The organism is Streptomyces africanus (genome assembly GCF_002150735.1).
Classification (GTDB): domain Bacteria; phylum Actinomycetota; class Actinomycetes; order Streptomycetales; family Streptomycetaceae; genus Streptomyces; species Streptomyces africanus.
This window is the reverse complement of the sequence record NZ_MUKA01000331.1, coordinates 1-22,539: the sequence shown is the minus strand read 5'-3', so window position 1 is coordinate 22,539 and position 22,539 is coordinate 1. Positions and strand designations below refer to the sequence as shown.

General features: G+C 69.9%; 19 protein-coding genes and 1 pseudogene. 5 read left to right on the top strand and 15 right to left on the bottom strand.

What is annotated here, in order from left to right; genetic code table 11:
- Nucleotides 1–142 (bottom strand): annotated as a pseudogene (locus CCL05_RS46605) (DUF3626 domain-containing protein); the annotation flags it as partial.
- Between the two features lie 91 nt (nucleotides 143–233).
- Between CCL05_RS46605 and CCL05_RS34260 the strand changes: the two are divergent.
- The 3 genes from CCL05_RS34260 (at nucleotide 234) to CCL05_RS34250 (ending at nucleotide 3,384) form a co-directional block, all read left to right on the top strand.
- Nucleotides 234–728: an FBP domain-containing protein gene (locus CCL05_RS34260; RefSeq protein ID WP_086564548.1), complete on the top strand. Its 495-nt coding sequence runs from the start codon at nucleotides 234–236 to the stop codon at nucleotides 726–728.
- Between the two features lie 86 nt (nucleotides 729–814).
- The gene (locus CCL05_RS34255) at nucleotides 815–2,068 is read left to right on the top strand and encodes an FUSC family protein (RefSeq protein WP_208641677.1); all 1,254 of its coding nucleotides are present in this window, start codon (nucleotides 815–817) and stop codon (nucleotides 2,066–2,068) included.
- A 119-nt stretch (nucleotides 2,069–2,187) separates the two neighbouring features.
- Nucleotides 2,188–3,384 carry a lactonase family protein gene (locus CCL05_RS34250; protein ID WP_086564547.1) on the top strand — a complete coding sequence of 399 codons (1,197 nt, stop codon included), beginning with the start codon at nucleotides 2,188–2,190 and terminating at the stop codon, nucleotides 3,382–3,384.
- Here the strand turns inward: CCL05_RS34250 and CCL05_RS34245 are convergent.
- Both CCL05_RS34245 and CCL05_RS34240 read right to left on the bottom strand, forming a co-directional pair.
- The gene (locus tag CCL05_RS34245) at nucleotides 3,352–4,095 is read right to left on the bottom strand and encodes a DUF2470 domain-containing protein (RefSeq protein WP_086564546.1); all 744 of its coding nucleotides are present in this window, start codon (nucleotides 4,093–4,095) and stop codon (nucleotides 3,352–3,354) included. The genes CCL05_RS34250 and CCL05_RS34245 overlap by 33 nt on opposite strands.
- 85 nt (nucleotides 4,096–4,180) lie before the next feature.
- The gene (locus CCL05_RS34240) at nucleotides 4,181–4,789 is read right to left on the bottom strand and encodes a TetR/AcrR family transcriptional regulator (protein WP_086564545.1); all 609 of its coding nucleotides are present in this window, start codon (nucleotides 4,787–4,789) and stop codon (nucleotides 4,181–4,183) included.
- Nucleotides 4,790–4,898: 109 nt separating this feature from the next.
- Between CCL05_RS34240 and CCL05_RS34235 the strand changes: the two genes are divergently transcribed.
- Nucleotides 4,899–6,395 carry a cytochrome P450 gene (locus CCL05_RS34235; protein WP_086564544.1) on the top strand — a complete coding sequence of 499 codons (1,497 nt, stop codon included), beginning with the start codon at nucleotides 4,899–4,901 and terminating at the stop codon, nucleotides 6,393–6,395.
- On the opposite strand, the gene CCL05_RS34230 is transcribed toward CCL05_RS34235, so the two are convergent.
- From CCL05_RS34230 to CCL05_RS34175, 12 genes are all read right to left on the bottom strand, one after another.
- A complete protein-coding gene (locus CCL05_RS34230) occupies nucleotides 6,357–7,199 on the bottom strand; it encodes a pentapeptide repeat-containing protein (RefSeq protein WP_086564543.1) in 843 nt (280 codons plus the stop codon). The genes CCL05_RS34235 and CCL05_RS34230 overlap by 39 nt on opposite strands.
- 36 nt (nucleotides 7,200–7,235) lie before the next feature.
- Nucleotides 7,236–7,970: a PIG-L deacetylase family protein gene (locus tag CCL05_RS34225; protein ID WP_086564542.1), complete on the bottom strand. Its 735-nt coding sequence runs from the start codon at nucleotides 7,968–7,970 to the stop codon at nucleotides 7,236–7,238.
- 50 nt (nucleotides 7,971–8,020) lie between these two features.
- Nucleotides 8,021–9,322, bottom strand: a complete 1,302-nt coding sequence (locus tag CCL05_RS34220) for an alpha/beta fold hydrolase (RefSeq protein WP_086564541.1) — start codon at nucleotides 9,320–9,322, stop codon at nucleotides 8,021–8,023.
- A gap of 135 nt (nucleotides 9,323–9,457) precedes the next feature.
- The gene (locus CCL05_RS34215) at nucleotides 9,458–10,309 is read right to left on the bottom strand and encodes a hypothetical protein (protein ID WP_086564540.1); all 852 of its coding nucleotides are present in this window, start codon (nucleotides 10,307–10,309) and stop codon (nucleotides 9,458–9,460) included.
- Complete coding sequence (locus tag CCL05_RS34210) at nucleotides 10,299–13,658, bottom strand: P-loop NTPase (RefSeq protein WP_086564539.1); 3,360 nt, start codon at nucleotides 13,656–13,658, stop codon at nucleotides 10,299–10,301. Before CCL05_RS34210 ends, CCL05_RS34215 begins: the two co-directional genes overlap by 11 nt.
- 144 nt (nucleotides 13,659–13,802) lie before the next feature.
- Nucleotides 13,803–14,828 (bottom strand): LacI family DNA-binding transcriptional regulator, encoded by a 1,026-nt coding sequence (locus CCL05_RS34205; protein WP_086564538.1) that lies wholly within the window; start codon nucleotides 14,826–14,828, stop codon nucleotides 13,803–13,805.
- Between the two features lie 86 nt (nucleotides 14,829–14,914).
- Nucleotides 14,915–16,339, bottom strand: a complete 1,425-nt coding sequence (locus tag CCL05_RS34200) for a BNR repeat-containing protein (protein WP_086564537.1) — start codon at nucleotides 16,337–16,339, stop codon at nucleotides 14,915–14,917.
- Between the two features lie 17 nt (nucleotides 16,340–16,356).
- Nucleotides 16,357–16,677, bottom strand: a complete 321-nt coding sequence (locus tag CCL05_RS34195; RefSeq protein ID WP_020272132.1) for an L-rhamnose mutarotase — start codon at nucleotides 16,675–16,677, stop codon at nucleotides 16,357–16,359.
- A 17-nt stretch (nucleotides 16,678–16,694) separates the two neighbouring features.
- Complete coding sequence (rhaS, locus tag CCL05_RS34190) at nucleotides 16,695–17,777, bottom strand: rhamnose ABC transporter substrate-binding protein (RefSeq protein ID WP_086564536.1); 1,083 nt, start codon at nucleotides 17,775–17,777, stop codon at nucleotides 16,695–16,697.
- Between the two features lie 81 nt (nucleotides 17,778–17,858).
- Nucleotides 17,859–18,851, bottom strand: coding sequence for an ABC transporter permease (locus CCL05_RS34185; protein WP_086564535.1), 993 nt, complete (start codon nucleotides 18,849–18,851; stop codon nucleotides 17,859–17,861).
- Entirely contained in the window at nucleotides 18,844–19,884 is a 1,041-nt protein-coding gene (locus tag CCL05_RS34180; RefSeq protein WP_086564534.1) for an ABC transporter permease, read from the bottom strand. Before CCL05_RS34180 ends, CCL05_RS34185 begins: the two co-directional genes overlap by 8 nt.
- The gene (locus CCL05_RS34175; RefSeq protein ID WP_086564533.1) at nucleotides 19,881–21,398 is read right to left on the bottom strand and encodes a sugar ABC transporter ATP-binding protein; all 1,518 of its coding nucleotides are present in this window, start codon (nucleotides 21,396–21,398) and stop codon (nucleotides 19,881–19,883) included. Before CCL05_RS34175 ends, CCL05_RS34180 begins: the two co-directional genes overlap by 4 nt.
- Before the next feature lie 270 nt (nucleotides 21,399–21,668).
- Here CCL05_RS34175 and rhaI point away from each other — a divergent pair.
- The coding region (gene rhaI / locus CCL05_RS34170; protein ID WP_086564532.1) for an L-rhamnose isomerase at nucleotides 21,669–22,539 on the top strand (871 nt) is incomplete at its 3' end.

Below are 22,539 nucleotides of genomic sequence, written 5' to 3'. Positions count from 1 at the left end.
CGAGGAGGGGCACCTCGCCCGCCGGCCGGTCCGGATGGAAGTTCAGCGTGATCCGCGTCCGCGGATCGACGGCGGGTCCCGACGAGCCGCCCGCCACATGGCGCAGCGCCGCCCGTGCGCGCGCCGGCGCGTCCTGAGGAATATCCACTGGCTCCCCCTTCGTCGATGCTCTTACCCTGACTACAAAACCTAGGACCCCTAGGTTTCGTACGACGACGACCAGGAGCCCTCCCATGAGATCACTCACCGAACAGGACATCCGCAACTCGTTTGTCAACTGCTCCAAGGGAGAGGCCAAGCGTCTGACCGTCCCACGGGACCTCGCCGAGCGGCCCTGGGACGATCTCGACTTCCTCGGGTGGCGGGATCCGGGGGCGCCCGACCGGAGTTATCTGGTCGCCGAGCGCGAAGGCCGGCTCGTCGGCCTGGCGATGCGGTTCCAGGCGGCGCAGCGGGGCTTTCTGCAGCGCAGCATGTGTTCGCTGTGCCTGACGACGCACCCCCGGGGCGGTGTGTCGCTGATGACCGCGCGCAAGGCGGGAGCGGCCGGACGTGAGGGCAACTCCGTCGGGGCGTACATGTGCACCGACCTCGCCTGCTCGCTGTACCTGCGCGGGAAGAAGGTGCCGGAGAACGGGACCCGCTTCGAGGAGAGCCTCACCCTGCGGGAGCAGATCGAGCGGACCCGGGGCCATCTGGCCGCCTTCCTCGACAAGGTGTACGCCTGAGGCCCTCGGTCGCCCGTGGTTTCCCTCGGCGCTAACGTCCTTCATGAACGCGTTCGATGCGCCAGGGGAAGGGGAACAGCCCGAGGATGCCAGAGGTACGTGAGTGGACGGCGCACGCCCAGCGGATCCTGCACAAGCGCCGGGACCCGGTGGTCGTCCAGACGGTGCGGTCCGCGACCGCGGCGACGATCGCGTACGTCATCGCGCTGCGGCTGAGCCCCGAGCCGGCACCGCTCACCGCTCCCCTGACGGCCCTGCTGGTCGTCCAGGTGACCCTGTACGCCACGCTCACCAACGGCTTCCGGCGGGTGAACGCCGTGGTGACCGGCGTCCTGGTCGCCATCGCGTTCAGCCTCCTGGTGGGCCTGACCTGGTGGAGCCTGGCGCTGCTCCTCGTGGCCTCACTGGCCGTGGGACGGCTCGTCCGGGTGGAGGAGTACGTACCCGAGGTCGCGATCAGCGCGATGCTGGTGCTCGGCGTCACCACCGTCGGGGACACCGCCTGGGCCCGGGTGGTGGAGACGCTGATCGGCGCGATCGTCGGGCTCGGCTGCAATCTGCTGCTGGCTCCTCCGGTGTGGGTGGAGGAGGCGGGCGAGTCGATCGAGGGGCTGGCGCGCCGGCTGCGGCAGCTGATGCTGCGCATGGGCGAGGAGGCCGCCGGCGGTACGCCGCCGGACCAGGCGGTGGAGCGGCTGCACGAGGCGCGGCGCCTGGACCACGACATCGTCGAGGTGGACGCGGCGCTCCGGCAGGCGGAGGACAGCCTGCGGCTCAACCCGCGCGTGCGGGAGGGCCTGCTGCACCGGGTGGTGCTGCGCACCGGCCTGGACACCCTGGAGATCTGCACGGTCGTCCTGCGCGTGCTGGCGCGCTCCTTCACGGACCTCGCGAAGGAGCGCGCGCCGGAGCCGCTGTTCGAGGCCGAGACGGGCGCCGCGCTGGAGCAGCTGCTGTCCGAGATCGCCGACGCGGTGGTGAGTTTCGCGGTGCTGGTGACCACCCACCTCAGTGAGAGCGCCGAGTCGGCGGAGGAACGTCTCACCACGGAACTGCGCACCGCGGCGGGCACCCGCGACAAGCTGGCCCTGCTGCTGCGCGAGGAGGCCGAGCGCGAGACGCGGAACTGGCAGTTGCTCGGTGCCGTCCTGACGGAGGTCAACCGGATCCTCGACGAGCTCGACACCGAGCACCGCACGCGGCGCCTGTTCGAGGAACTGGACCAGGTGTCGCGGGAGCAGCGCGTGAAGATGCCGCGCCTGACGCGGCTGCGGGAGCGCCTGGGCGTCCAGGAGCAGATGTGGCGGAACCGTACGGGGTTCGGCGAGCGTTCTCGCTGAGCGGCCACCTGGAGTGGAGCGCGCCCCGCGCAGGCGCCCGGTGCCGTTGTTGCACCCGGCGGGTGATCCACGCCAAGGTGGCTGTCGCGGCGGGGACGAGTGACGACCTGAGGGGCGACATGGGCAGTGGTGGCTGGAGCAGGCGCCGGTTCGTCGGCGCGCTGGCGGGCGGAGCCGCCGCGGCGGCGCTGCCCGCCTGTGACGACGCGCCCGCGCCGGCGGCCCCGGCGAGTCCGACGGCCCCCGGGGCGAGCGTGAGCCCGTCCCGCGAGGCCCGGCGTCCGTCCGGCCCGCGCCCCCTCTATCTGGGCACCTACACCTCCGTCGAGGGCGGCGGCAAGGGCATCGGCCTGGCCACGTACGACGCGGCGACGGGCCGAATCAGCGGCACGGGCACGCTCACCGGCGTCGGCGACCCGTCGTACCTCGCGATCCACCCGGACCGTCACACGCTGTACGCGGTGAACGAGCGCGACGACGGCGCCGTGACGGCCGTCCGGCTGTCCGACCGGAAGATTCTCGGCAGCCGGAGCACCGGCGGCGCCGGTCCCTGCCATCTGTCGGTGCATCCGGGCGGGCGCTGGCTGTTCAGCGCGAACTACGGCTCGGGCAGTGTGGCGGTGCATCCGATCGACACCTCGGGCGCCCTCGGCGAGCGGACCGATCTCGTCCGGCACTCCCGTCCGGCACCGGGTCCGGGCCAGGAGGGTCCGCACGCCCACCAGGTCTTCACCAGCCCCGACGGCGGGCATGTGCTCGCCGTGGACCTGGGGACGGACACCGTCTACACCTACCGGTTCGACGAGAAGGCCGGCAGGCTCACCGAGGTCGCGCAGGCGCGGACCCGGCCGGGCGCCGGCCCGCGCCACCTGACGTTCCACCCCGGTGGCCGGTACGCCTACCTGGCGAACGAGGTCGACAACACAGTGGCGGTCTGCGCGTACGACCCCGCCTCCGGCCGCGTCACGGTCGGTGAGCCGCAGTCCACGGGCACCGGTCCGGGCACCAGCTACCCGGCGCAGTTCCTGGTGACCCCGAACGGCCGTCACGCCTTCCTCGCCAACCGCGGCGACAACAGCCTCACGCGCTACGCCGTCGAGGCGGACGGCGCCCGGCTGAAGCTGCTGGACACCGTGCCGGTGGGCGGGGACTTCCCGCGCCAGATCGCCCTCTCGCCGGAGGGCACGCTGCTGTTCGCGGCGAACCAGAAGTCCGGCACGGTGACCGTCTTCCGCGTGGACGGGGCGAGCGGCGCGCTGCGCCGCGCCGGTGAACCGTTTCCGTCACCGGTCGCCGTCTGTGCGCTGCCGCTGTAGGGCCCGCGGGCAGGCCGCGGCGGTCGCCTGGCCGAGCAGGACGTGCATGCGCTCGGTGAGCTGCGCGACGTCGTCGGCGGGTGCGTGGAAGGCGAGCCGTACGTCGCCGTGGGCGCGGGTGCGTTCGATGCGCAGGGTCAGTCCGTGCCGGTCGACGGCGAGCGGCCGGACGCGGACCGCGCCGTGCAGGCTGTCGGCGTCGACGAGCCGGGTGAGCCGCTCGACCGCGTCCGCGTGGCAGTCGGCGAGGTGCGTCAGCAGCCGGGCCTCGGCCGCGCCGAGCGGGTCGGGCGTGGCGGCGGCGAAGTCGTCGAGGTCCACGACCACGGACCCGGACGGCTGCCGCAGCACCACGCGCGTGGCCCGGAAGGCCAGCCGGGCCTCCTCCTCGACGGTGAACCAGCCCGCGAGCCAGAGCCGGGCGCGGATCCGGCTGCGCACGGGGACGGGCGCCACGTCGGCGAACTCCAGCACCGCGGACGGCTCGCCGCGGGGCGCGCAGATCGCGGCCCCGAGCAGGGCGCTGTCCCCGGGCACATCGACCAGCACCCGGCCGTCCTCGGTCACCGTGTGCGCGCCGACCAGCTCCTCCCGCGTGCCTTCCGCGGTCACCGAGCAGGACCACGCGGCGGCGAGCACCGAGCGCGCCCGCTCCGCTGCGGCAGGGGCCGCCGTCCAGCTGCGGCTATCGTCGTGGCTGTCGTCACCCATCCCAGACCTCCTTAGGTAAGCCTTGCCTAACTTACCGAAGATCTGGGTGTGAGCCAACCGCGTCACGTGATCTTCACGAGGCCGTTCAGGGAGTGAGAACACCCAGCAGGGCGCGCGCGCACAGCTCACGGACCTGATCCCGGCTCAACTCCGTGCCCCGCAGCCACTCCAGACACACGGACGTGGTGAACGCCAGCCAGCCGCGCACCGCGAGCCGCACCTCCGGCCGTTCCTCGAAGGCCGGGCCGAACTCGGGATCCTCGGCGAGCGCCGCGAGGATCTGCCGCTCCTGCGCGGCCAGGGCCCTCTGGTAGACCCGGCGCACCGCCTGGTCCCCGGCCGCGTCGGCGCGGTGGAAGGCGCGGTAGCCGTGGGCGTGGGCCCGGACGTACTCCAGGAACGTGTCGAGGCCGCCCGCGAGCTGCTCGCGCACCGGGACGCCGGGCACCGCCGCCGTCATGCGCAGCATCCGCTCGCTCTCGCGCTCGACGACCGCCGCGAAGAAGTCCCGCTTGGTCGGGAAGTAGTGGTACAGCAGCCCGCGCGACACCCCGGCGATCTCCGCGACCTGCTCGATCCACACGTCGTCGTACGGACTCTCCGAGAACAGCCGCGCCCCGACCGACAGAAGCTGCTCCCGGCGCTCCTCGGTGCTGAGCCGGCGGCGCGTGCGCCCGCTCTGGTTCGCGGCCATGCCCGCACTGTACTTGACGCCGGTTCAACAACGGGACCAGACTGAACGGCGCTATTGAACCCACGTACAACACGTGCGAACCCGCCGCTGGATCAAGGGAGATCGCGTCATGACGGAGGCGCCGACACGGGACAGGCCGGCCAAGGGGTTCCGCAGTGCCGAGCTGGGCTGGCCGGAGCTGGAGCGCATTCCGCACCCGCCGCACCGGATCCCGCTGCTCGGTGACGTGGTGGGCGTGAACCGGCGCACTCCCCTGCAGGACACGCTGCGGTACGCCCGCGAACTGGGCCCGGTCTTCCGCCGGAAGGCCTTCGGCAAGGAGTTCGTGTTCGTGTGGGGCGCCCGGCACGCGGCCGACCTCGCGGACGAGTCGCGGTTCGCCAAGCACGTGGGGCTCGGCATAGCGAACCTGCGGCCGGTCGCCGGGGACGGCCTGTTCACGGCGTACAACCACGAGCCGAACTGGCAGCTGGCGCACGACGTGCTCGCCCCGGGGTTCAGCCGCGAGGCCATGGCCGGCTACCACCCGATGATGCTGGCCGTCGCGCGGCAGCTGACGGAGCACTGGGACCGGGCGGCGGCCTCGGGCCGGGCGGTGGACGTGCCCGGCGACATGACCAAGCTGACGCTGGAGACGATCGCGCGCACCGGCTTCGGCCACGACTTCGGGTCGTTCGAACGCGCCCGGCCGCATCCCTTCGTGACGGCGATGGTCGGCACGCTGACGTACGCGCAGCGGCTCAACACGGTGCCCTTCCCGCTCGCTCCGCTCCTGCTGCGGAGCGCGAGCCGCCGCAACGCGGCCGACATCGCCCACCTCAACCGCACGGTCGACGAGCTGATCCGGGTCCGGCACGCCTCCGGCAGCGGGGACGGGGACCTGCTCGACCGGATGCTGGAGACGGCCCACCCCGAGACCGGGGAGCGGCTGGAACTCCGGAACGTCCGCCGCCAGGTCATCACCTTCCTCGTCGCCGGCCACGAGACGACCTCCGGGGCGCTCTCGTTCGCGCTGCACTACCTCTCCCGCCACCCCGAGGTCGCGGCCCGGGCCCGCGCCGAGGTGGACCGCGTCTGGGGCGACACTGCGGAACCGGCCTACGAGCAGGTGGCCCGGCTGCGCTACGTCCGCCGGGTGCTGGACGAGTCGCTGCGGCTGTGGCCCACCGCTCCCGCCTTCGCCCGGGAGGCACGGGAGGACACCGTGCTGGCCGGGGAGCATCCGATGCGGCGCGGGGCGTGGGCGCTGGTGCTGACGCCGATGCTGCACCGGGACACCGAGGTGTGGGGCGCGGACGCCGAGCGGTTCGACCCTGACCGCTTCGCGGCGCAGGCCGTACGGTCCCGGGCCCCGCACACCTTCAAGCCGTTCGGGACCGGGGCGCGGGCCTGCATCGGGCGCCAGTTCGCCCTGCACGAGGCGACGCTGGTGCTCGGTCTGCTGCTGCGCCGCTACGAGCTGCGGTCCGACCCGGCGTACCGGCTGCGCGTGACCGAGCGGCTGACGCTGATGCCGGAGGGGCTGCGGCTGCACCCGGAGCGCCGGACGCCGGTGCGGGAGCCGGCCTCAGACCTGCGCTGTCCAGTGCCCGGGGCGGGTGACTGACGCGGGCAGCCGGGTCCCGGCACTGCCCCGGGCCGCGTTCAGCTGCGGCTGGGTGAGGAAGAACGCCCCGGTCAGGTCGGCGTCCGTGAGGTCCGTGTCCCGCAGGTCGGCACCGATCAGGTCCGCGCCTCGCAGGTCCGCGCCGGTGAGGTCGGCGGCGATGAGGTACGCGCCCCGCAGGTCGGCACCGCGCAGGTCGGCCCCCTTGAGGCGGGCGCCCATGAGGTCCGCGCCCCGGCGGTTCTTCTTGCGGCCCTTGGTGCCGGCCCTGGCCAGCTCGCTCGTCCTCAGCAGCAGGACGTTGACCTCCTGGCGGTGCGCCGCCACGTCCAGCCCGGCGAGCTCCTCGGGGGTCAGCCCGGTCAGCTCCTCGGTCTTCTCCAGAGCCCCCCGCAGATCGGCGTGGACCGGCCGGGCCGCGTGCAGGGCGAGCGCCTCGGTCAGGTACCAGAGCAGCTCGTGCAGCTGGCGGACGACCGGGAAGACGTCGAACATGCGACGGGCGTGCTCAGGCGGCCCGGACCGCCAGTCCCGGCCGCCGAAGGTGATCTGCGAGACCTGCTGCCCGGCGCCGAAGCAGTCGTAGACCGTGCAGCCGGTGAACCCTTTCTGCCGCAGTCTGGCGTGGATGCCGCAGCGGTGGTCGCTCTGCAGATTGCGGCAGGGGGTGCCGGCGTCCTTGTCGACGGCGAAGTCGGCCGACGCCGCGAACGGCAGGGCGACGCAGCACAGACCGAAGCACCGCTCGCAGTCGCCGCGCAGTTCCGCCTGCGCAGGCTTGTGATCTCGCATGACGTTCAGCATACGAAACGAAGAAACCCGCCGACGTCACGCTCTCCGTCATCTGCTGAACAGTTCGAACGCCACGGCCGGCTTGCCCCCGAACCGCTCCCCGGTGGCCTCGGCGTGCCGGGTGAGGAAGCCGCGGACGTAGGTCTCCGGGTCCTCGTCGGTCAGGGCCTCGATGTAGGTGCGGTGTTCCAGCAGTGAGCGCACCGCGCGTTCCATGCCGGACGTCGCGTCGACCGCGTGCGTGGGGCTGCTGGATCCGGCGACGGCGACCCAGCGCACGCCGTCCCACGGCTGCAGGCCCTGCTCGGTGAGCTCGGGGAAGATCCACCGGTTGCCGGCGTCGCCGGCCGCGTCGAGTGTGGCCCGGCCGACCGCCACATGGTCCGGGGTGTTCCAGGCGACGCCGCCCCAGGTGTCCCGGTGGTTGAGCGTGATGACCAGCTCGGGCCGGTGCCGGCGGATCGCGGCGGCGATGTCGCGGCGCAGGGCGGTGCCGTACTCGACGACACCGTCCCTGTGGTCGAGGAACTCCACGGCCGACACGCCGACCACCGCCGCGCTCGCCCGCTGCTCCCGCTCCCGCAGGGGCCCGCAGCGCTCGGGCTCCAGTGTGTCGATGCCCGCCTCGCCCCGGGTCGCCAGCACATAGGCGACCTCGCGGCCCTCGTCGGTCCAGGCCGCGATCGCCGCAGAACAGCCGTACTCGAGGTCGTCGGGGTGGGCCACGACCGCGAGGGCACGCCGCCAGTCGCCGGGCATGGGCTGGAGTTGAGTGGTCGTCATGCCCGCAGACTAATCCGTGCCGCCGGCATCACCACGCGTCCGGCACGGCATCACGCCTCGTTCCGCACCAGCGCCAGCAGCCGGTCGAGGACCCGCCCGCCGCCGGTCCGCACGCCGTCGTGCTCGAACTCGTCCGTGACCCAGGTGCGCAGGCCGCGGATGGCGCGGGCGGTGCGCAGCGAGTGGGCCGTGTCGACGTACATGTCGTCGTGGAAGACGGCGGCGACGACGGGGACGTCATTGGCGGCGAGGCGGGCCGGGTCGTACAGGGGCGTCCAGTCGGTACGGGCGGCGAGCAGGTCGGCGGTCTCGCGCAGGGGCCGCAGCGCCGGGTCGCAGTCGAACATCCAGGGGTGGATCGACTCGCCGGTGAACAGCAGCGGTTCGTCTCCCGCGAGTGCCTTCGCGGCTTCGAACTGCGGGAACTCGGCGCGCACCCGCTCCGCCGACCAGGCGGTGGGCCGGGCGTCCTGCCCGTAGATCGCCTCGTGGACGAGGGCGTACAGCGGGTGGCGGGCGTACGACAGCATGCCCTGCGCCTGCTCCTGGAAGGCGTCGGACAGCGTGAAGCCCTGCGGGGTGCGGACGAAGGCGTTCTCCAGGAGGTAGTGGAGGCGGTGGGTGCCGTCTCCGGTGCCGAGGACGATGCCGAGGGACTGGAAGGCCTCGACGGTGAGCCGGTAGCCGTTCGGCAGGACCCCGTCGTGCGTCAGGAGGTGGTCGGCGATCCGGCGGGCGCGTTCGGCGTCCTGCGGGTAGCGGGCGTAGTGCGCGGCGACCTTGCGTTCGATGCGCCGGAAGGCGGCGCGGTAGACGTCGTCGGCGTGGGCGTCCAGGGAGGGCAGTCCACCCGTGATCACGGCGGTGGCCAGGCCCTCGGGCGCCAGCGACAGGTAGGTGGTCAGGCAGAAGCCGCCGAAGCTCTGGCCGAGGACGGTCCAGGGGGCGCCGCCGGTGACCTGCGCGCGGATGGCCTCGCAGTCGCGGACGATCGAGTCGGCCCGGAAGTGGGTGAGGTAGTCGGCCTGCTCGGCGGGGCCGCCGCGCAGCGGGAGCGTCTGCCGGGTGGCGGGCGTGCTGTGGCCGGTGCCGCGCTGGTCGAGGAGGAGCACGCGGTACTCCTTCAGCGCGCGGCCGAGCCAGCCGGGCCTGCCGACGGAGCGGTCCGCGCCGAAGCCGGGCCCGCCCTGGAGGTAGAGCAGCCACGGCAGGTCCTGGTGCGCCTTGTCGCTCGCGACGACCTCGCGGGCGTACAGCTCGATCGTCTCGCCCCCGGGGCGGCCGTGGTCGAGGGGGACGGTGAAGCGGCGGTCGGTGAGGACGACTCCGGGCTGGCGGTAGCTGGCGGTCAACAGGGCTCCCCAGGCGAAACGGTTTCCAGGCGGCGTCCCAGTTCAACACACATTTGCTTTCCGTACAGCCGCAATCACGGCTTCACCGATCAGCGGCACTCACCGAGTCGTGACGTACCGTCATACCGCCCTTAATCAGGGAGTGTCACTGAGCCGCAGCGACGCCCAGATCGACTTGACCTGTTTCAGGTATGCGTCTCCTTTGGTCCCGGCGATCTCCGCCACGGCGTGTGCCAACCGGAGCGCTGGAGCTGCGTCGGCCGTACCGAGGACGCACAGTTCGTCGAGAATTGCCTCGTAGGAGCACGGCAGCCTGTCGACCTGGCCCACAAGGCTGCACTCGGCCAGCCCTGCGATGACAATGGCAGGAGTCTCGCCGCGCCGAAGGCGGTAGCGGTTCCAGAGTCGCTCGACCTGTCGTACGTGGTAAGCCTGATTGTTCTGACTCAGGTACATGCCCAGGTCGGAAGCGACCCGCTCGACGATGGACGGGACACTCTCCGACACCTTTGCCTGCCACGCCTGACGAAACTCACTGCTGTGCCGTCCGGCGGACGCCAGCCTGCCCAGGCAGTCGACGGCAACATTGATCGCCGCCATCAGCGCCTGACCGCAAAGAACCCAGTCATCACCTGTAGTCGGCGGGTGGCCGCCGCACGCGTCGCTCGTCCATGCGTCTCGACGAGCCTCCGCGTCGTCGTTGTCCGTGTGCTGACTGGCCGTACGCAGCTCATAAATGAGTCGGTCGAAATTCCGCGCCGGACGATCAGCACCTCGTTGAGCCAGCAGGAAGCCTATATCCAGCTTCCAGGTCTCCCGCCAGAGCTTGTAGGCGGCTGACACCAGGAGATCGAATTCGGCTTCGCTGCGAACAGACTCGGGCCATGCCCGCTCGTCGGGAATGAGCAGAGACTCGCCGGTGCAGATCCTCCTGTGTTGGGCGAGAGTGCGACAGAGGCGGCGGAAATGCTCGACGTCACTGGGCACCGGCGCTCCTCCGCTCCGCTCGCTGGCTCGCGCGGATCGGGTCGGCCAGTGCACCGCGCATGTTGAACGCGATATGGAAGGCCGGCAGGACGTCCCCCCTCTTCCGGAAGTCGGACACCGAGAACCGTTGCGGGATGAAGGCAACCTCAGTCGTCAGTTGATCCACCCACACCGTTCCCTTCCTTCCGTCCGGAGTCGCCCACGTGACGCGTCCGGTGAACACGCGTGCGTTTCCGTCCGGGCTGGACAACAAGTACGTGGCGACCACACGCGACGAGAGGTCGTGCGACTCACGATCGAGCGCCCGGAAGACTTCATCCGATCTCCGGTAGGAACCCAGATGGAACAGGCTGAGGCCGCGGAGGAAGTCCAGTCGGTACCGGTCGAAGCCCCCGGCGTTGGGAATCGCATCGGCGACCCGGAGACACTCCTCCCAGTCGTCGGGAGCGAAGGCGAGCACCTCTCGTTCACCCCGGAGGAAGCGCCTTCCCGTTTTCAGCTGCCAGAACAGGTCCAGCAACAAACGGGAGCAACGCCAGTCGGCACGCACATCCGCAGGAGCCCGCAGGAGGGTTTCGACAGCGACCTTCATCCCGTCCGGGCCGCCCCTCGCCGCAGCCAGTGCCAGGAAGTAGTAAGCGGCCGGGTCGGAGTTCTCCGATAGCGCTGCAAGATGTTTCACCTCCAGCGCAGGATCGTTGAGCATGCGCGACATTTCAAGGTGCCGCTGATCGTACTTGGCGCGCTGCTCCGGGCTCAGACTCTCCGGATCGATCGAATCCAGGGATGCCTGAGCATTGGCAAGGAGGTCGATCTTGAGCCTCTCCGTCAGCAGTCCGCTCTCCACCGCCTGCCGGGTGGTCCAGGCCACGACATCGACGGGGTAGACGTTCTCCGGATCGAGCGCCCTCGCGGACAAGGCCGCCCGCATGACGCCGCTCATGAGTTCCTTGATGCTGGCGGCGTCCCCCCTTTCGCCGAGTTGGGACAGCTCGAACAGCTGAGCACCCGCGGTGCTGGCGAGTTCGACGAGGAGATTCAGCCGGGACCGGGGAGCGGCATCGGCCTCCTCAAGAGTCATCTGCACGAGCCGCTGTACATCTCGCAGTAGGCGGATCCGCTCTTCGTAGGTGCACTTGTCACCGCTTTGCGCCCAATGCACGTACTCCCTGGTGAGGGTCGCCTCCGACAGCACGAGCCGATGGTGGGTCCGGCCAAGGCCCTCCCGAAGTTGGCGGAAGGCGTCGGCGAAATCGAGATAGTGGGGCTTGTACTCAGGCAGCCGAGACTTCGGGCCGATGCGCTCCATGAGGTCGACGATGTACTGAACCTCCTCGCCGCCCCAACGGTTCAGAGCCGGGCGGAGATTCTCGATCATCCGAACGATCACCTCGACCTCGGTGCGTACGTTCAGGTCTTCCTTCGCGAGCAGCTCGGCCTCCAGCTGCGTCCGCGTTCCCAGGTACTGGTTTCCGCTGTCGTTATCGGTCCAGCGGAAGATATCGAAGTTCTTCACCAGCTCGACAATGCTGCTGGAGCCGTCGCGGCCCAGGACACGCAGCGGAAGCTCCAGCGGAACAGGGAGCCCCCGGCAACCACCAACCAGAATCATGGCGGTGAGCTGTTCGGTCGAACTCCGTTCCGCGAAGGAGAGATCGACGAGTTCACTGTGCGGCCGCTCCGACGGCGTCAGCGCGTCGATGTCGAATCCCGCGTCGGCGAGAGCTTGGGCCATCACCGACAGATGGGCGCGATTAGACAGCTTCGCCGATTTCGCCAGCTTCTCCAGCCCCGTCTCAGCGGCCCGCATCTCCATCGACAGGCCCCGACGGAGACCCCGTTCGGTGTCGGGCAAGACCCGGTAGAGGAAGGCGAGGAAGGAGGAATCGACGGTCTTTCCAAGGTCATCGGGAACTGGGACACCAAATTTCGGCAGCCACTCTTTTATGCGGCTGACCTCACCGTCGCTCAGACCGGAGCCGATACGGAGGACGTTTTTGTGGAGGCCCTTCCTGATCTGTCCAGGTGGCAGATAGCTGCTACCAACAATGAGGACACGACGTCCCCGGGAGCGCAACTGCCTCTGCAGCGAGTAGTACTCGTCGGTGCTGACCATGCCGTCCCAGACGAGCAGCGTGGGAATGCCGTGGTACTCGTCGGCCCAGGCAGCGAAGGCGTCGATGTCGGCAAGCGTCGGACGATCACTGCGACGCGAAGTATGCAGGACCGCACCTTGCCCCGACCGGGCAATGTCGAGCGCCAGTGCACACAGAGCGATTGACTTGCCCGTTGCCGTCTGCCCGGCGACAACGATCGGCTCTGGTGTCGACAACTCCTCCAGCCCGGCTCGTACGCGCCGAAGCAGTGTGTCCTCGAAGTCACGACGGAGGTGGTAGCCGCTGGCAATCGCCTTCCAGGGAGGTGTGCCCTCGCTTTCCCCCAGGAAATTACGGAACCGCTGGTACCGCATGGCGGCGGAGGCGGATGGGAAGGGCTCCAGTAGTTCCGTATCGACCGGCCGGGCCGCACCGATCACCCGGTTCCATGTGCTGACATCGACTTCGGCGAAGGTGTCACCAACCGGGATGACCCGCTGCCCGGCCATCCCGCGCCCGGCCGCCGACCGTTGGAAACGCCCGGTTTCCTCGAGTTCGGACAGCAGTTCCCCGAACGGTTGGTCGTGGACGACCAGAGTGCCCCGTTCCATGGCAGCACCGATGAACGGGTTTTCGCGCAGCGGGTCGGTCGCCGAGAACAAGTGGGCCTGCCCCGGTTGCAAGCGGCCGACGAAGGCGAACAGTTCCTGTGGTGTCAGCCAGTCGTCGAGGGTGTAGCCCTCGACCACCACCACACCGCGAGGTGTGACGAGCGTGTCAGCGAGGGTGTTCAGCGACTCGACCGCCCGCGCACGTATCTCGACCTCTTGGATCGCGTCCATCGGTGGCCGCTCGTCGTCCGGCAGCCCCAGGCCGCCGAACAGATGGCGCAGCTGGAGTTCGGTGGTGCTGCGAGGGTGCCTGCCAAGCTGTGCCTGGGCAGTGGGCACGACCCTGCGCCAGTCGGAGCTGAACAGTGCACTCAGCGAGGAGTCGATGCGGGAAGTGAAGACTCCGTTCCACGGATACTGGATGATCGTCGACAGCCACTCCGGCACCGGTTCCGTGCGGATCGCGTCATTGAAGCGCTGGTAGGCATCGGACAGATCATGACCGGAAGCCGCCGTCACGCTGGGCACCCTGCGCCCCGGATCGTCCGTCACTTCGTGAGAGGTCTCCAGCGACTGTCCGAGCAGGAGAAAGGACGGCCCTTTGACAAGCCGGGCCAAGAGAGTCTGGATCGAGTCTTCCACCAGGTCACAGTAGCGTTTGAACGCGCCTCATCTCCCGATTCGTGAGGACTGGGGACGCTTCCGGTGCTCCACTCTGTCGGCGCGGCCCGCGGTCGCGGTATCTGCCGGAGCCGGCACGGCGAGGACCCGGTCGGCGTCGGCCCCTCAGCGCCCCGACAGGCTGGAGCGGCGGACCACCAGCTCCGGCTGGAGGACGACCCGCCGGTGCTCGTGCGGCCGGGCCGGGCCCTCCTCCTCCGTCTCCTCCAGGAGCAGGTCGGCCGCCATGGCGCCCATGGTGACGGCGGGCTGCCGTACCGAGGTGAGGGGGACGGCGGCGGCCGCCGCGAACTCGATGTCGTCGTAGCCGACGATGGCGAGGTCGTCCGGAACGCCGACACCGGCCGCGTACATGGCCTGGAGGACACCGAGCGCCAGCAGGTCGTTGGCGCAGAACACGGCGGTCGGCCGGTCGGCGAGACCCAGCAGGCGGGCGCCGGCGTCCCGGCCGGCGGCGACGTCGAGCCGTTCGGTGGGCAGCTCGCGCAGCGCGTCGGGGCCGAGCCCGGCCTCCGAGAGCGCTTCTAGGGCGCCGGTGCGCCGGTCGCGGACCTGGTTGAGGCCGGGCGGGCCGCTGACGTAGGCGAGGGAGCGGTGCCCGGCGTCGACGAGATGGCGTACGGCCAGGGCGCCGCCCGCGACGTCGTCGACGGAGACCGAGCACTCGGTGGTGCCCTCGGCGACCCGGTCGACCAGGACGAACGGGATGCCGTGCCGGCGGAACGCCTCGATGTTGCGGCCCGTGGCGTCGGCCGGGGTGAGCAGCACACCGCGCACGCGCTGCTCCGCGAAGAGCGACAGGTACTCGGCCTCCTCGCCCGGGCTCTGGGCACTGTTGCAGACCATCACGCCGAGCCCGGCCTGCCGTGCGGCGCGTTCGGCACCGCGGGCCACGTCGACGAAGAAGGGGTTGCCCATGTCGAGGACGAGCAGCCCCATGATGCGGCTGCGGCCCGCGCGCAGCTGGCGCGCGGACTCGCTGCGGACGTAGCCGAGCCGGTCTATCGCGGACAGCACGCGGGCCCGGGTCTCGGTGGCGACCGTGTCCGGGCGGTTGATCACGTTCGACACCGTGCCGACGGAGACTCCGGCGGCGCGGGCGACGTCCTTGATACCCACCGACTGGGCCATCGGGCAGGGACCTCCAAGGGGAGACGAGGGGGCGGCGGCCGGGGCGGCTTCACATTACGGCACGCCGCCCCGGGAACCGGGCGCGGTCAGGCGGGCAGCCGGAAGTCGACGACGTGCAGCGCCGAGGGCGTCGTACCGCTGGACTTCTCCTGGTACATGAAGGACAGCACCCCGTCCTGCGCGACGCGCGTCTCGTCGATGACGACCTCGCCGAAGGCGTTGAGGCCGCTGCCGTCGAACAGGATCTTCCAGTCGGTGTAGCCGGAGGCCGCCGAGGCGCCGGCGATCCGCCCGAAGGGGAAGATCGCGTAGGCGTTGTCGTACTTGTCCAGGATCAGCTTGGTGCGCTGGCTGGAGTTCAGCGGGACCGGGATCTCGGTCTTCTGCCAGGAGCCCGAGGCGTTCTTGCGGACGTGGAAGGCGCGTCCGTTGGCGGTGCGGTCGGCCACGTAGTTCGTGGTGCACTGGCCGAAGCGGCCGGGGACGTAGGAGATGATCGCGTGCGGCCGGCCCGCCGAGTCGGTGAACTGGCTCTCCTGGTTCATCAGGGAGTGGTCCGGGTTGAGCGGGTCGACGACCAGGCCTGCGTCGGTGACGGACACCTTGTCGGAGCCGCCGGTGACGCCGACGACGGTGCCGGCGTTGTTGCGCCAGGTGCGGCCGCGGTCGTCGGAGTAGACGTAGCCGGTGTCGTGGTTGGTGATGCCGCCGCTGTTGCACATCACGGCGCCGTTCTGCTCGCGCCAGGTGAAGAAGGAGTGCAGGCGGCCGTTCCGGTCGTAGTCGATGCCGTGCAGGTACATGTTGCGGGCGGTCGAGGAGCCGTGCTCGCTGGTGTACGTGCCGGTGGAGCCGGACCACTCGCCGAGGTTGGTCCACTTCGTGCCGTCGTACTCGGCGAGCGCGTTGCGCCCGTTGCCGGAGATGGCGACACGGTAGCTCAGCTGGAGCTTGCCGTCGGGCGTGGATATGAACTGCGGGTAGGTGAACTGCGAGGTCGGCGCGAGGCCGTCCAGGGTGGACTGGGGCGCGCCGAAGCGGCTCGCGGTCCAGCTCAGCCCGCCGGGGTTGTCCATGAGCCCGGCGACCGACTTGACGTAGGTGAAGCCGTCGCTGTGGGAGTCCATGTTGAGGTGCAGCCGGCCGTCGGCCTTGGAGACGCCCATGGAGATGACGTTGTGGGAGTCGTTCGCCTTGAGGGTGTGCCCGACCTTCACGGTCGACCAGGTGCTGCCGCCGAGTACCCGTCGTCCGACGACGGCGTTGCGGTCGGCGGTGTACCAGACGGCGTACTGGTAGCCCTTGTAGGTGAGCAGGCCGTTCTTCTGGAACGCGTTGTTGTTGACCAGGCCGTCGTACGACACGAAGAAGAGGGCCTGGCTGTCGAGCGTCGTCGTGCCGGTCCGGGTGACGGAGGGCCCGGGGACGGCGGCCCGCGCGGTGCCGGAGGCGAGGGCGGGGGTCACCACGGCTCCGGCGAAGGCCGCGGCCAGCAACGTACGTCTGCGCATCTCATGAACTCCATTGTTCAGGCGAGGTGGAACACTTCCGTGAGCGGTTTCATGGCCTCGTCGGGCCGGGCGCCGTCCAGCGACTCGAAGAACGGCGCCATCTCCGCCTGCCAGCGGGCGTTGACGTCGGTGGCTTCCATGCCGGCCTGGGCGGCCGCGAAGTCCTCGGTCTCCAGGTAGCCGACGAGCAGTCCGTCCTCGCGCAGGAAGAGCGAGTAGTTGTGCCAGCCGGTCGCCTTCAGGGCGTCGAGCATCTCGGGCCACACGGCGGCGTGCCGCTCGCGGTACTCGTCGAGGCGGTCCGCCCGGACCTTCAGCAGGAAGCACACGCGCTGCATCAACGATCCTCCGGGAATCAGAAGTTGAACTGGTCGATGTTCTTGGCGTCGAACACGGTCGGCTTGCCGAGGCTGATCACGCCGTCCTTGCCGATGGTGTACTCGCCCATGGAGCCGGCCTTGAAGGTCTCGCCCTCCTTGCCGGTGATCTGCCCGGAGGACAGGGCGACGGCGGTACGGGCGGCCAGCTCGCCGAGCTTCGCCGGGTCCCACAGCTCGAACGCCTCGACGGTGCCGTTCTTGACGTACTTGCGCATGTCGTTCGGGGTGCCGAGACCGGTCAGCTTGACCTTGCCCTTGTACTTGGAGCCCGACAGGTACTGGGCGGCGGCCTTGATGCCGACGGTGGTCGGGGAGATGATCCCCTTCAGGTTCGGGTACTCCTGGAGCAGGCCCTGGGTCTGCTGGAAGGACTGCTGGGCGTCGTCGTTGCCGTACGCGGTCTTCACCAGCTTCATGTTCTTGTACTCGGGCTTCTTCAGCTCGTCCTTCATGAAGTCGATCCAGGTGTTCTGGTTCGTCGCGGTCTGCGCGGCGGACAGGATCGCGATCTCGCCCTTGTAGCCGATCTGCTTGGCGAGCAGCTGCACCTCGGTACGGCCCAGGTCCTCGGCGGAGGCCTGCGAGACGAAGGCGTTGCGGCAGCCGGCCGTGGTGTCGGAGTCGTACGTGACGACCTTGATGCCGTTCTTCATCGCCTGCTTGAGCGCGGTGCACAGGGCACCCGGGTCCTGCGCGGACACGGCCATCGCGTCGACCTGCTGCTGGGTGAGCGTGTTGACGTAGCTGACCTGCCCGGAGGTGTCGGTCGCGCTGGACGGACCGACCTCCTTGTACTTGGAGCCCAGCTCGGCCAGGGCCTTCTCGCCGCCCTTGTCGGCGGAGGTGAAGTACGGGTTGTTGACCTGCTTGGGCAGGAACCCGACGGTGAGGCCCTTCTTGGTGGCCGCGTTCGGGTCGGCCTTGCCGGCGGTGGCGGCGCCCCCGCCCTCGTTCGCGACGTCCTTCTTGGTGGTGCCGCCGCAGGCGGTGAGCGCCAGGGCGAGCGAGGTGGCGGTGGCGAGCGCCGCGCAGCTGCGGCGAAGGGTTGACTTACGCATGACTTGTTCCTTTGAACGAGGTGAGTGTGGTGCGCCCCTTTAGGGGCGCGGGGAACTGCGCGACCAGCCACAGACGACGGGTCAGCCGGAAGATTGAGCACGCAAAACGGCGATCTGCCGAGCCACCCGAGGCCCGAGCACGGAAAGCACCAGCAACACACCGGTCACGACGATCTGCGACTGGGCGGAAACATCCTGGAGACTCATGACGTTCTGGAGCGCCCCGAGCAAGAAAACCCCGGCGATCGCACCACCCAACGTCCCCTTGCCACCGTCGAAGTCGATCCCCCCGAGCAACACCGCGGCCACAACCGACAGTTCCAGCCCCGTCGCGTTGTCGTACCGCGCACTCGCGTAGTGCAACGCCCAGAAGATGCCCGTGAGGGAAGCCATCAGCCCCGTCACCGTGAACAGCAGCAACTTCTGCCGCTTGACCCGGATCCCGGCGAACCGCGCGGCCTCCTCACTCGCCCCGATCGCGAACAGCGACCGCCCGAACGGCGTGGCGTGCAGTGCGACCACGGCGATGGCGAGCAGCACGAGGAACGGCAGGAAGGCGTACGGGATGAACGTGTCGCCGATGCGCCCGGCCGCGAAGTCCAGGTACTGGGTGGGGAAGTCGGTCACCGCGTCGGAGCCGAGCACGATCTGCGCGATACCGCGGTACGCGGCGAGCGTGCCGATGGTGACGGCCAGCGACGGCAACCCCAGCCGGGTCACCAGCAGTCCGTTCACCAGCCCGCAGACGACACCCAGCAGCAGGCAGATCGGGATGATCGTCTCGATGGCCATGCCCTGGTTCCACAGCGCGCCCATCACCGCGCCGGACAGCCCCGCCGTGGACGCCACCGACAGGTCGATCTCCCCGGAGACGACCAGCAGGGTCATCGGCAGCGCGATCAGCGCGATCGGCAGCGTGTTGCCGATCAGGAACGACAGGTTGAGTCCGTTGCCGAACCCGTCGACGAAGCCGAAGGAGAACAGCAGCACCACGATCAGCAGGGCGCCGACGGCGGAATCCCACCTTTTCAAGGCGGACCAGCGGACCGCTCGGCTCAGGGAGATGTCAGCCATGGCGGGCGTTCCTCTTCTTCAGGGCGGAGGCCACGCGCAGCGCGACGATCCGGTCGACCGCGATGGCGAGGATGAGCAGGATGCCGTTGATCGCGAGCACCCAGACGGAGCTGACGCCGAGGGCGGGCAGCACACTGTTGACGGAGGTCAGCAGCAGCGCGCCGAGGGCCGCGCCGTAGACGCTGCCGGAGCCGCCGGTGAAGACGACGCCGCCGACCACGACCGCGCTGACGACGGTCAGTTCGTAGCCGTTGCCGGTGCCGGAGTCGACGTTGCCGAACCGGGCCAGGTACATCGCGCCGGCGAGTCCGGCGAGGGCGCCGCAGAAGGTGTACGCGGCCAGGATCCGCTTGCGCACGGGGATGCCGGCGAGGCGGGCGGCCTCGGGGTTGGAGCCGAGCGCGTAGAGCTCGCGGCCACTGGCGAAGTGCTTGAGGTAGTAGGCGGTGGCGACGAGGACCGCCAGGGCGATCAGCGCCAGGTACGGCACCGCCGAGATGCCGCCGGAGCCGAAGTCGACGAATCCGCCGGGCAGATCGGCCGCGGTGATCTGGCTGGAGCCGACCCAGATGGAGTCGACGCCGCGGATGATGTAGAGCGTGCCGAGGGTGACGACGAGCGCGGGCACCTGGCCGAGGCTGACGAGCAGGCCGTTGAGCAGTCCGAAGCCGATGCCGAGCAGGACCGCCAGCGCGATCGCCACGACCGCGTTGCCGCCGCCCTGCAGATACGTGCCGGCGGCGAAGGCGCTGATGCCGAGCGTGGATCCGACGGACAGGTCGACGTTGCGGGTGATGACGACGAGGGACTGGCCGGTGGCGACGAGCACGAGGATCGTCGCGTTCAGCAGCAGGTCCTTGATGCCCTGTTCGGAGAGGAACTGGCTGTTGCCGGCCTGGGTGACGGCGATCATCACCAGGAAGACGACGAGGATGGCGAGTTCGCGCATCTTGAAGACGCGGTCGACGAGGCGGGTGCCGCTCGACTTGGGCACGTCGGCCACGGGGGCCTCTTGTGGGGTGACGACCGTCATGCGGCGGCCCTCCCGGTGGCTGCGGCCATCACGGTTTCCTCGGTGGCGTCGGAGCGTGGGATCTCGGCGGTGAGGCGGCCCTCGTGCATGACCAGCACGCGGTCGGCCATGCCGAGGATCTCGGGCAGATCGGAGGAGATCATCAGGACGGCCACACCGTCGGCGGCGAGCTGGGACAGCAGCCGGTGCACCTCGGCCTTGGTGCCGACGTCGATGCCGCGGGTCGGCTCGTCGACGATCAGCACCCTGGGCGCGGTGGCGAGCCACTTGGCGAGCACGACCTTCTGCTGGTTGCCGCCGGACAGGGTGTTGACGGTGTCGGCGATCCGGGCGTACTTGACCTGGAGCTTGACGGCCCAGTCGAGGGAGCGGCTGCGCTCGGCGCCGCGGTCCATCAGGCCCGCCTTCACGGTGGTGCGCAGTCCGGTGAGACCGATGTTCCGCTCGATCGACATGTCCATCACCAGGCCCTGGGCGCGCCGGTCCTCGGGGACCAGGGCGAGTCCGGCGGCCATCGCGGTGGACGGGGCGCCGTTGACCAGGGCCTTGCCGTCGACGGAGACCTCGCCGGCGTCCCAGCGGTCGATGCCGAACACGGCCCGGGCGACCTCCGTGCGCCCGGCGCCGACGAGTCCGGCGAGGCCGACGATCTCGCCGTGCCGTACCTCGAAGGAGACGTCCGTGAACACGCCCTCGCGGGTCAGGCGGCGCACGCTCAGGGCGACCTCGCCCGGCCGCACGTCCTGCTTGGGGTAGAGCTCGTCGAGGTCGCGGCCGACCATGCGGCGCACGAGGTCGTCCTCGGTCATGCCCTCCAGCGGCTCGCTGCCGACCCAGGCGCCGTCGCGCAGGGTGGTGACGCGCCGGCAGATCTCGAATATCTCCTCCAGCCGGTGGGAGATGAACAGCACGGCGGCGCCCTGGTCGCGCAGGGTGCGTACGACGCCGAAGAGGCGGGCGACCTCGCTGCCGGTGAGCGCGGCGGTCGGCTCGTCCATGATCAGGACGCGGGCGTCGAAGGAGAGGGCCTTGGCGATCTCGACGATCTGCTGGTCGGCGATGGACAGGCCGCGGGCGGGCCGGTCGGGGTCGAGTTCGACTCCGAGGCGCTCCATGAGGGCGGCGGTCGCGTTGTGCGTGGCCTTGTGGTCGATCCGGCCGAGGGCGCGCCGGGGCTGGCGGCCCATGTAGATGTTCTCGGCGATCGACAGGTCGGGGAAGAGCGTGGGCTCCTGGTAGATCACGGCGATGCCGGCGTCGCGGGCGTCGCCGGGACCGTGGAAGGCGACGGGCGCACCGTCGAGCAGCACCTGGCCGGCGTCGGGCCGGTGCACGCCGGCGAGCGTCTTGATGAGGGTGGACTTGCCGGCACCGTTCTCCCCGGCGAGGGCGTGCACCTCCCCGGGGAACAGCTCAAGGGAGACGTCCCGCAGTGCGCGGACCGCGCCGAAGGACTTGGAGACGTCCTTCAGTGCCAGAACCGGGGCCGGACCCGTGGTGGACGGGTGGGTCATGGGGGCTCCTCGACGACGCCGGCGGGACGGCCTCGCGGCGTCGTGGGCGTCGTGAAAGGTTTCAACTGGATTGCCGGGACGTTAGGCGGGTCGCGCATGTCACGTCAATGGGTTCCGGTCGAAAAAGTTTCGAGGACAGAAGGTCACGCCCTGGTCACGAGTAACCGTGTCGACCGGAGGGGTTGACACCCCTTCGGGGGGCCCATAACTTCGCGTCCTGAATCGTTTCATTCGGTGGTCGTTACGACCCGATGCCTCAGGAGCCCTGACGTGACCGAGCTCGCCGCGGTGAAGGCCGCTCTCAAGACCCAGGCAGTCGAGACGCCGTCGTGGGCGTACGGGAACTCGGGCACGCGTTTCAAGGTGTTCGCTCAAGCGGGTGTGCCGCGCAATCCGTACGAGAAGCTGGACGACGCGGCGAAGGTGCACGAGTTCACGGGGGTCGCCCCGACCGTCGCCCTGCACATCCCGTGGGACAAGGTCGACGACTACGCGGCGCTGGCGAAGCACGCCGAGCAGCGCGGGGTGAAGCTCGGCGCGATCAACTCCAACACGTTCCAGGACGACGACTACAAGCTCGGGAGCATCTGCCACCCCGAGGCTTCCGTGCGCCGGAAGGCCGTCGACCACCTGCTGGAGTGTGTCGACATCATGGACGCGACCGGGTCCGGCGATCTGAAGCTGTGGTTCGCCGACGGGACGAACTATCCCGGGCAGGACGACATCCGGGCCCGGCAGGACCGGCTCGCCGAGGGGCTCGCGGAGGTCTACGACCGGCTGGGTGACGGGCAGCGGATGCTGCTGGAGTACAAGTTCTTCGAGCCGGCCTTCTACTCGACCGATGTGCCGGACTGGGGCACGGCGTACGCCCACTGCCTGAAGCTCGGGCCGAAGGCGCAGGTCGTCGTCGACACGGGGCATCACGCGCCGGGCACCAACATCGAGTTCATCGTGGCGACGCTGCTGCGGGAGGGGAAGCTCGGGGGGTTCGACTTCAACTCGCGGTTCTACGCGGACGACGACCTGATGGTCGGGGCCGCGGATCCCTTCCAGCTGTTCCGGATCATGTACGAGGTCGTGCGCGGCGGCGGGTTCTCGCCCGAGGTCGCGTTCATGCTCGACCAGTGCCACAACATCGAGG

Excerpts from the sequence above, each read along its gene's own strand:
- CCL05_RS34260 (WP_086564548.1), top strand. The coding sequence starts at position 234 with ATGAGATCACTCACCGAACAGGACATCCGCAACTCGTTTGTCAACTGC.
- CCL05_RS34255 (WP_208641677.1), top strand. The coding sequence starts at position 815 with ATGCCAGAGGTACGTGAGTGGACGGCGCACGCCCAGCGGATCCTGCAC.
- CCL05_RS34250 (WP_086564547.1), top strand. The coding sequence starts at position 2,188 with ATGGGCAGTGGTGGCTGGAGCAGGCGCCGGTTCGTCGGCGCGCTGGCG.
- CCL05_RS34245 (WP_086564546.1), bottom strand. The coding sequence starts at position 4,095 with ATGGGTGACGACAGCCACGACGATAGCCGCAGCTGGACGGCGGCCCCT.
- CCL05_RS34240 (WP_086564545.1), bottom strand. The coding sequence starts at position 4,789 with ATGGCCGCGAACCAGAGCGGGCGCACGCGCCGCCGGCTCAGCACCGAG.
- CCL05_RS34235 (WP_086564544.1), top strand. The coding sequence starts at position 4,899 with ATGACGGAGGCGCCGACACGGGACAGGCCGGCCAAGGGGTTCCGCAGT.
- CCL05_RS34230 (WP_086564543.1), bottom strand. The coding sequence starts at position 7,199 with ATGCTGAACGTCATGCGAGATCACAAGCCTGCGCAGGCGGAACTGCGC.
- CCL05_RS34225 (WP_086564542.1), bottom strand. The coding sequence starts at position 7,970 with ATGACGACCACTCAACTCCAGCCCATGCCCGGCGACTGGCGGCGTGCC.
- CCL05_RS34205 (WP_086564538.1), bottom strand. The coding sequence starts at position 14,828 with ATGGCCCAGTCGGTGGGTATCAAGGACGTCGCCCGCGCCGCCGGAGTC.
- CCL05_RS34200 (WP_086564537.1), bottom strand. The coding sequence starts at position 16,339 with ATGCGCAGACGTACGTTGCTGGCCGCGGCCTTCGCCGGAGCCGTGGTG.
- CCL05_RS34195 (WP_020272132.1), bottom strand. The coding sequence starts at position 16,677 with ATGCAGCGCGTGTGCTTCCTGCTGAAGGTCCGGGCGGACCGCCTCGAC.
- rhaS (WP_086564536.1), bottom strand. The coding sequence starts at position 17,777 with ATGCGTAAGTCAACCCTTCGCCGCAGCTGCGCGGCGCTCGCCACCGCC.
- CCL05_RS34185 (WP_086564535.1), bottom strand. The coding sequence starts at position 18,851 with ATGGCTGACATCTCCCTGAGCCGAGCGGTCCGCTGGTCCGCCTTGAAA.
- CCL05_RS34180 (WP_086564534.1), bottom strand. The coding sequence starts at position 19,884 with ATGACGGTCGTCACCCCACAAGAGGCCCCCGTGGCCGACGTGCCCAAG.
- CCL05_RS34175 (WP_086564533.1), bottom strand. The coding sequence starts at position 21,398 with ATGACCCACCCGTCCACCACGGGTCCGGCCCCGGTTCTGGCACTGAAG.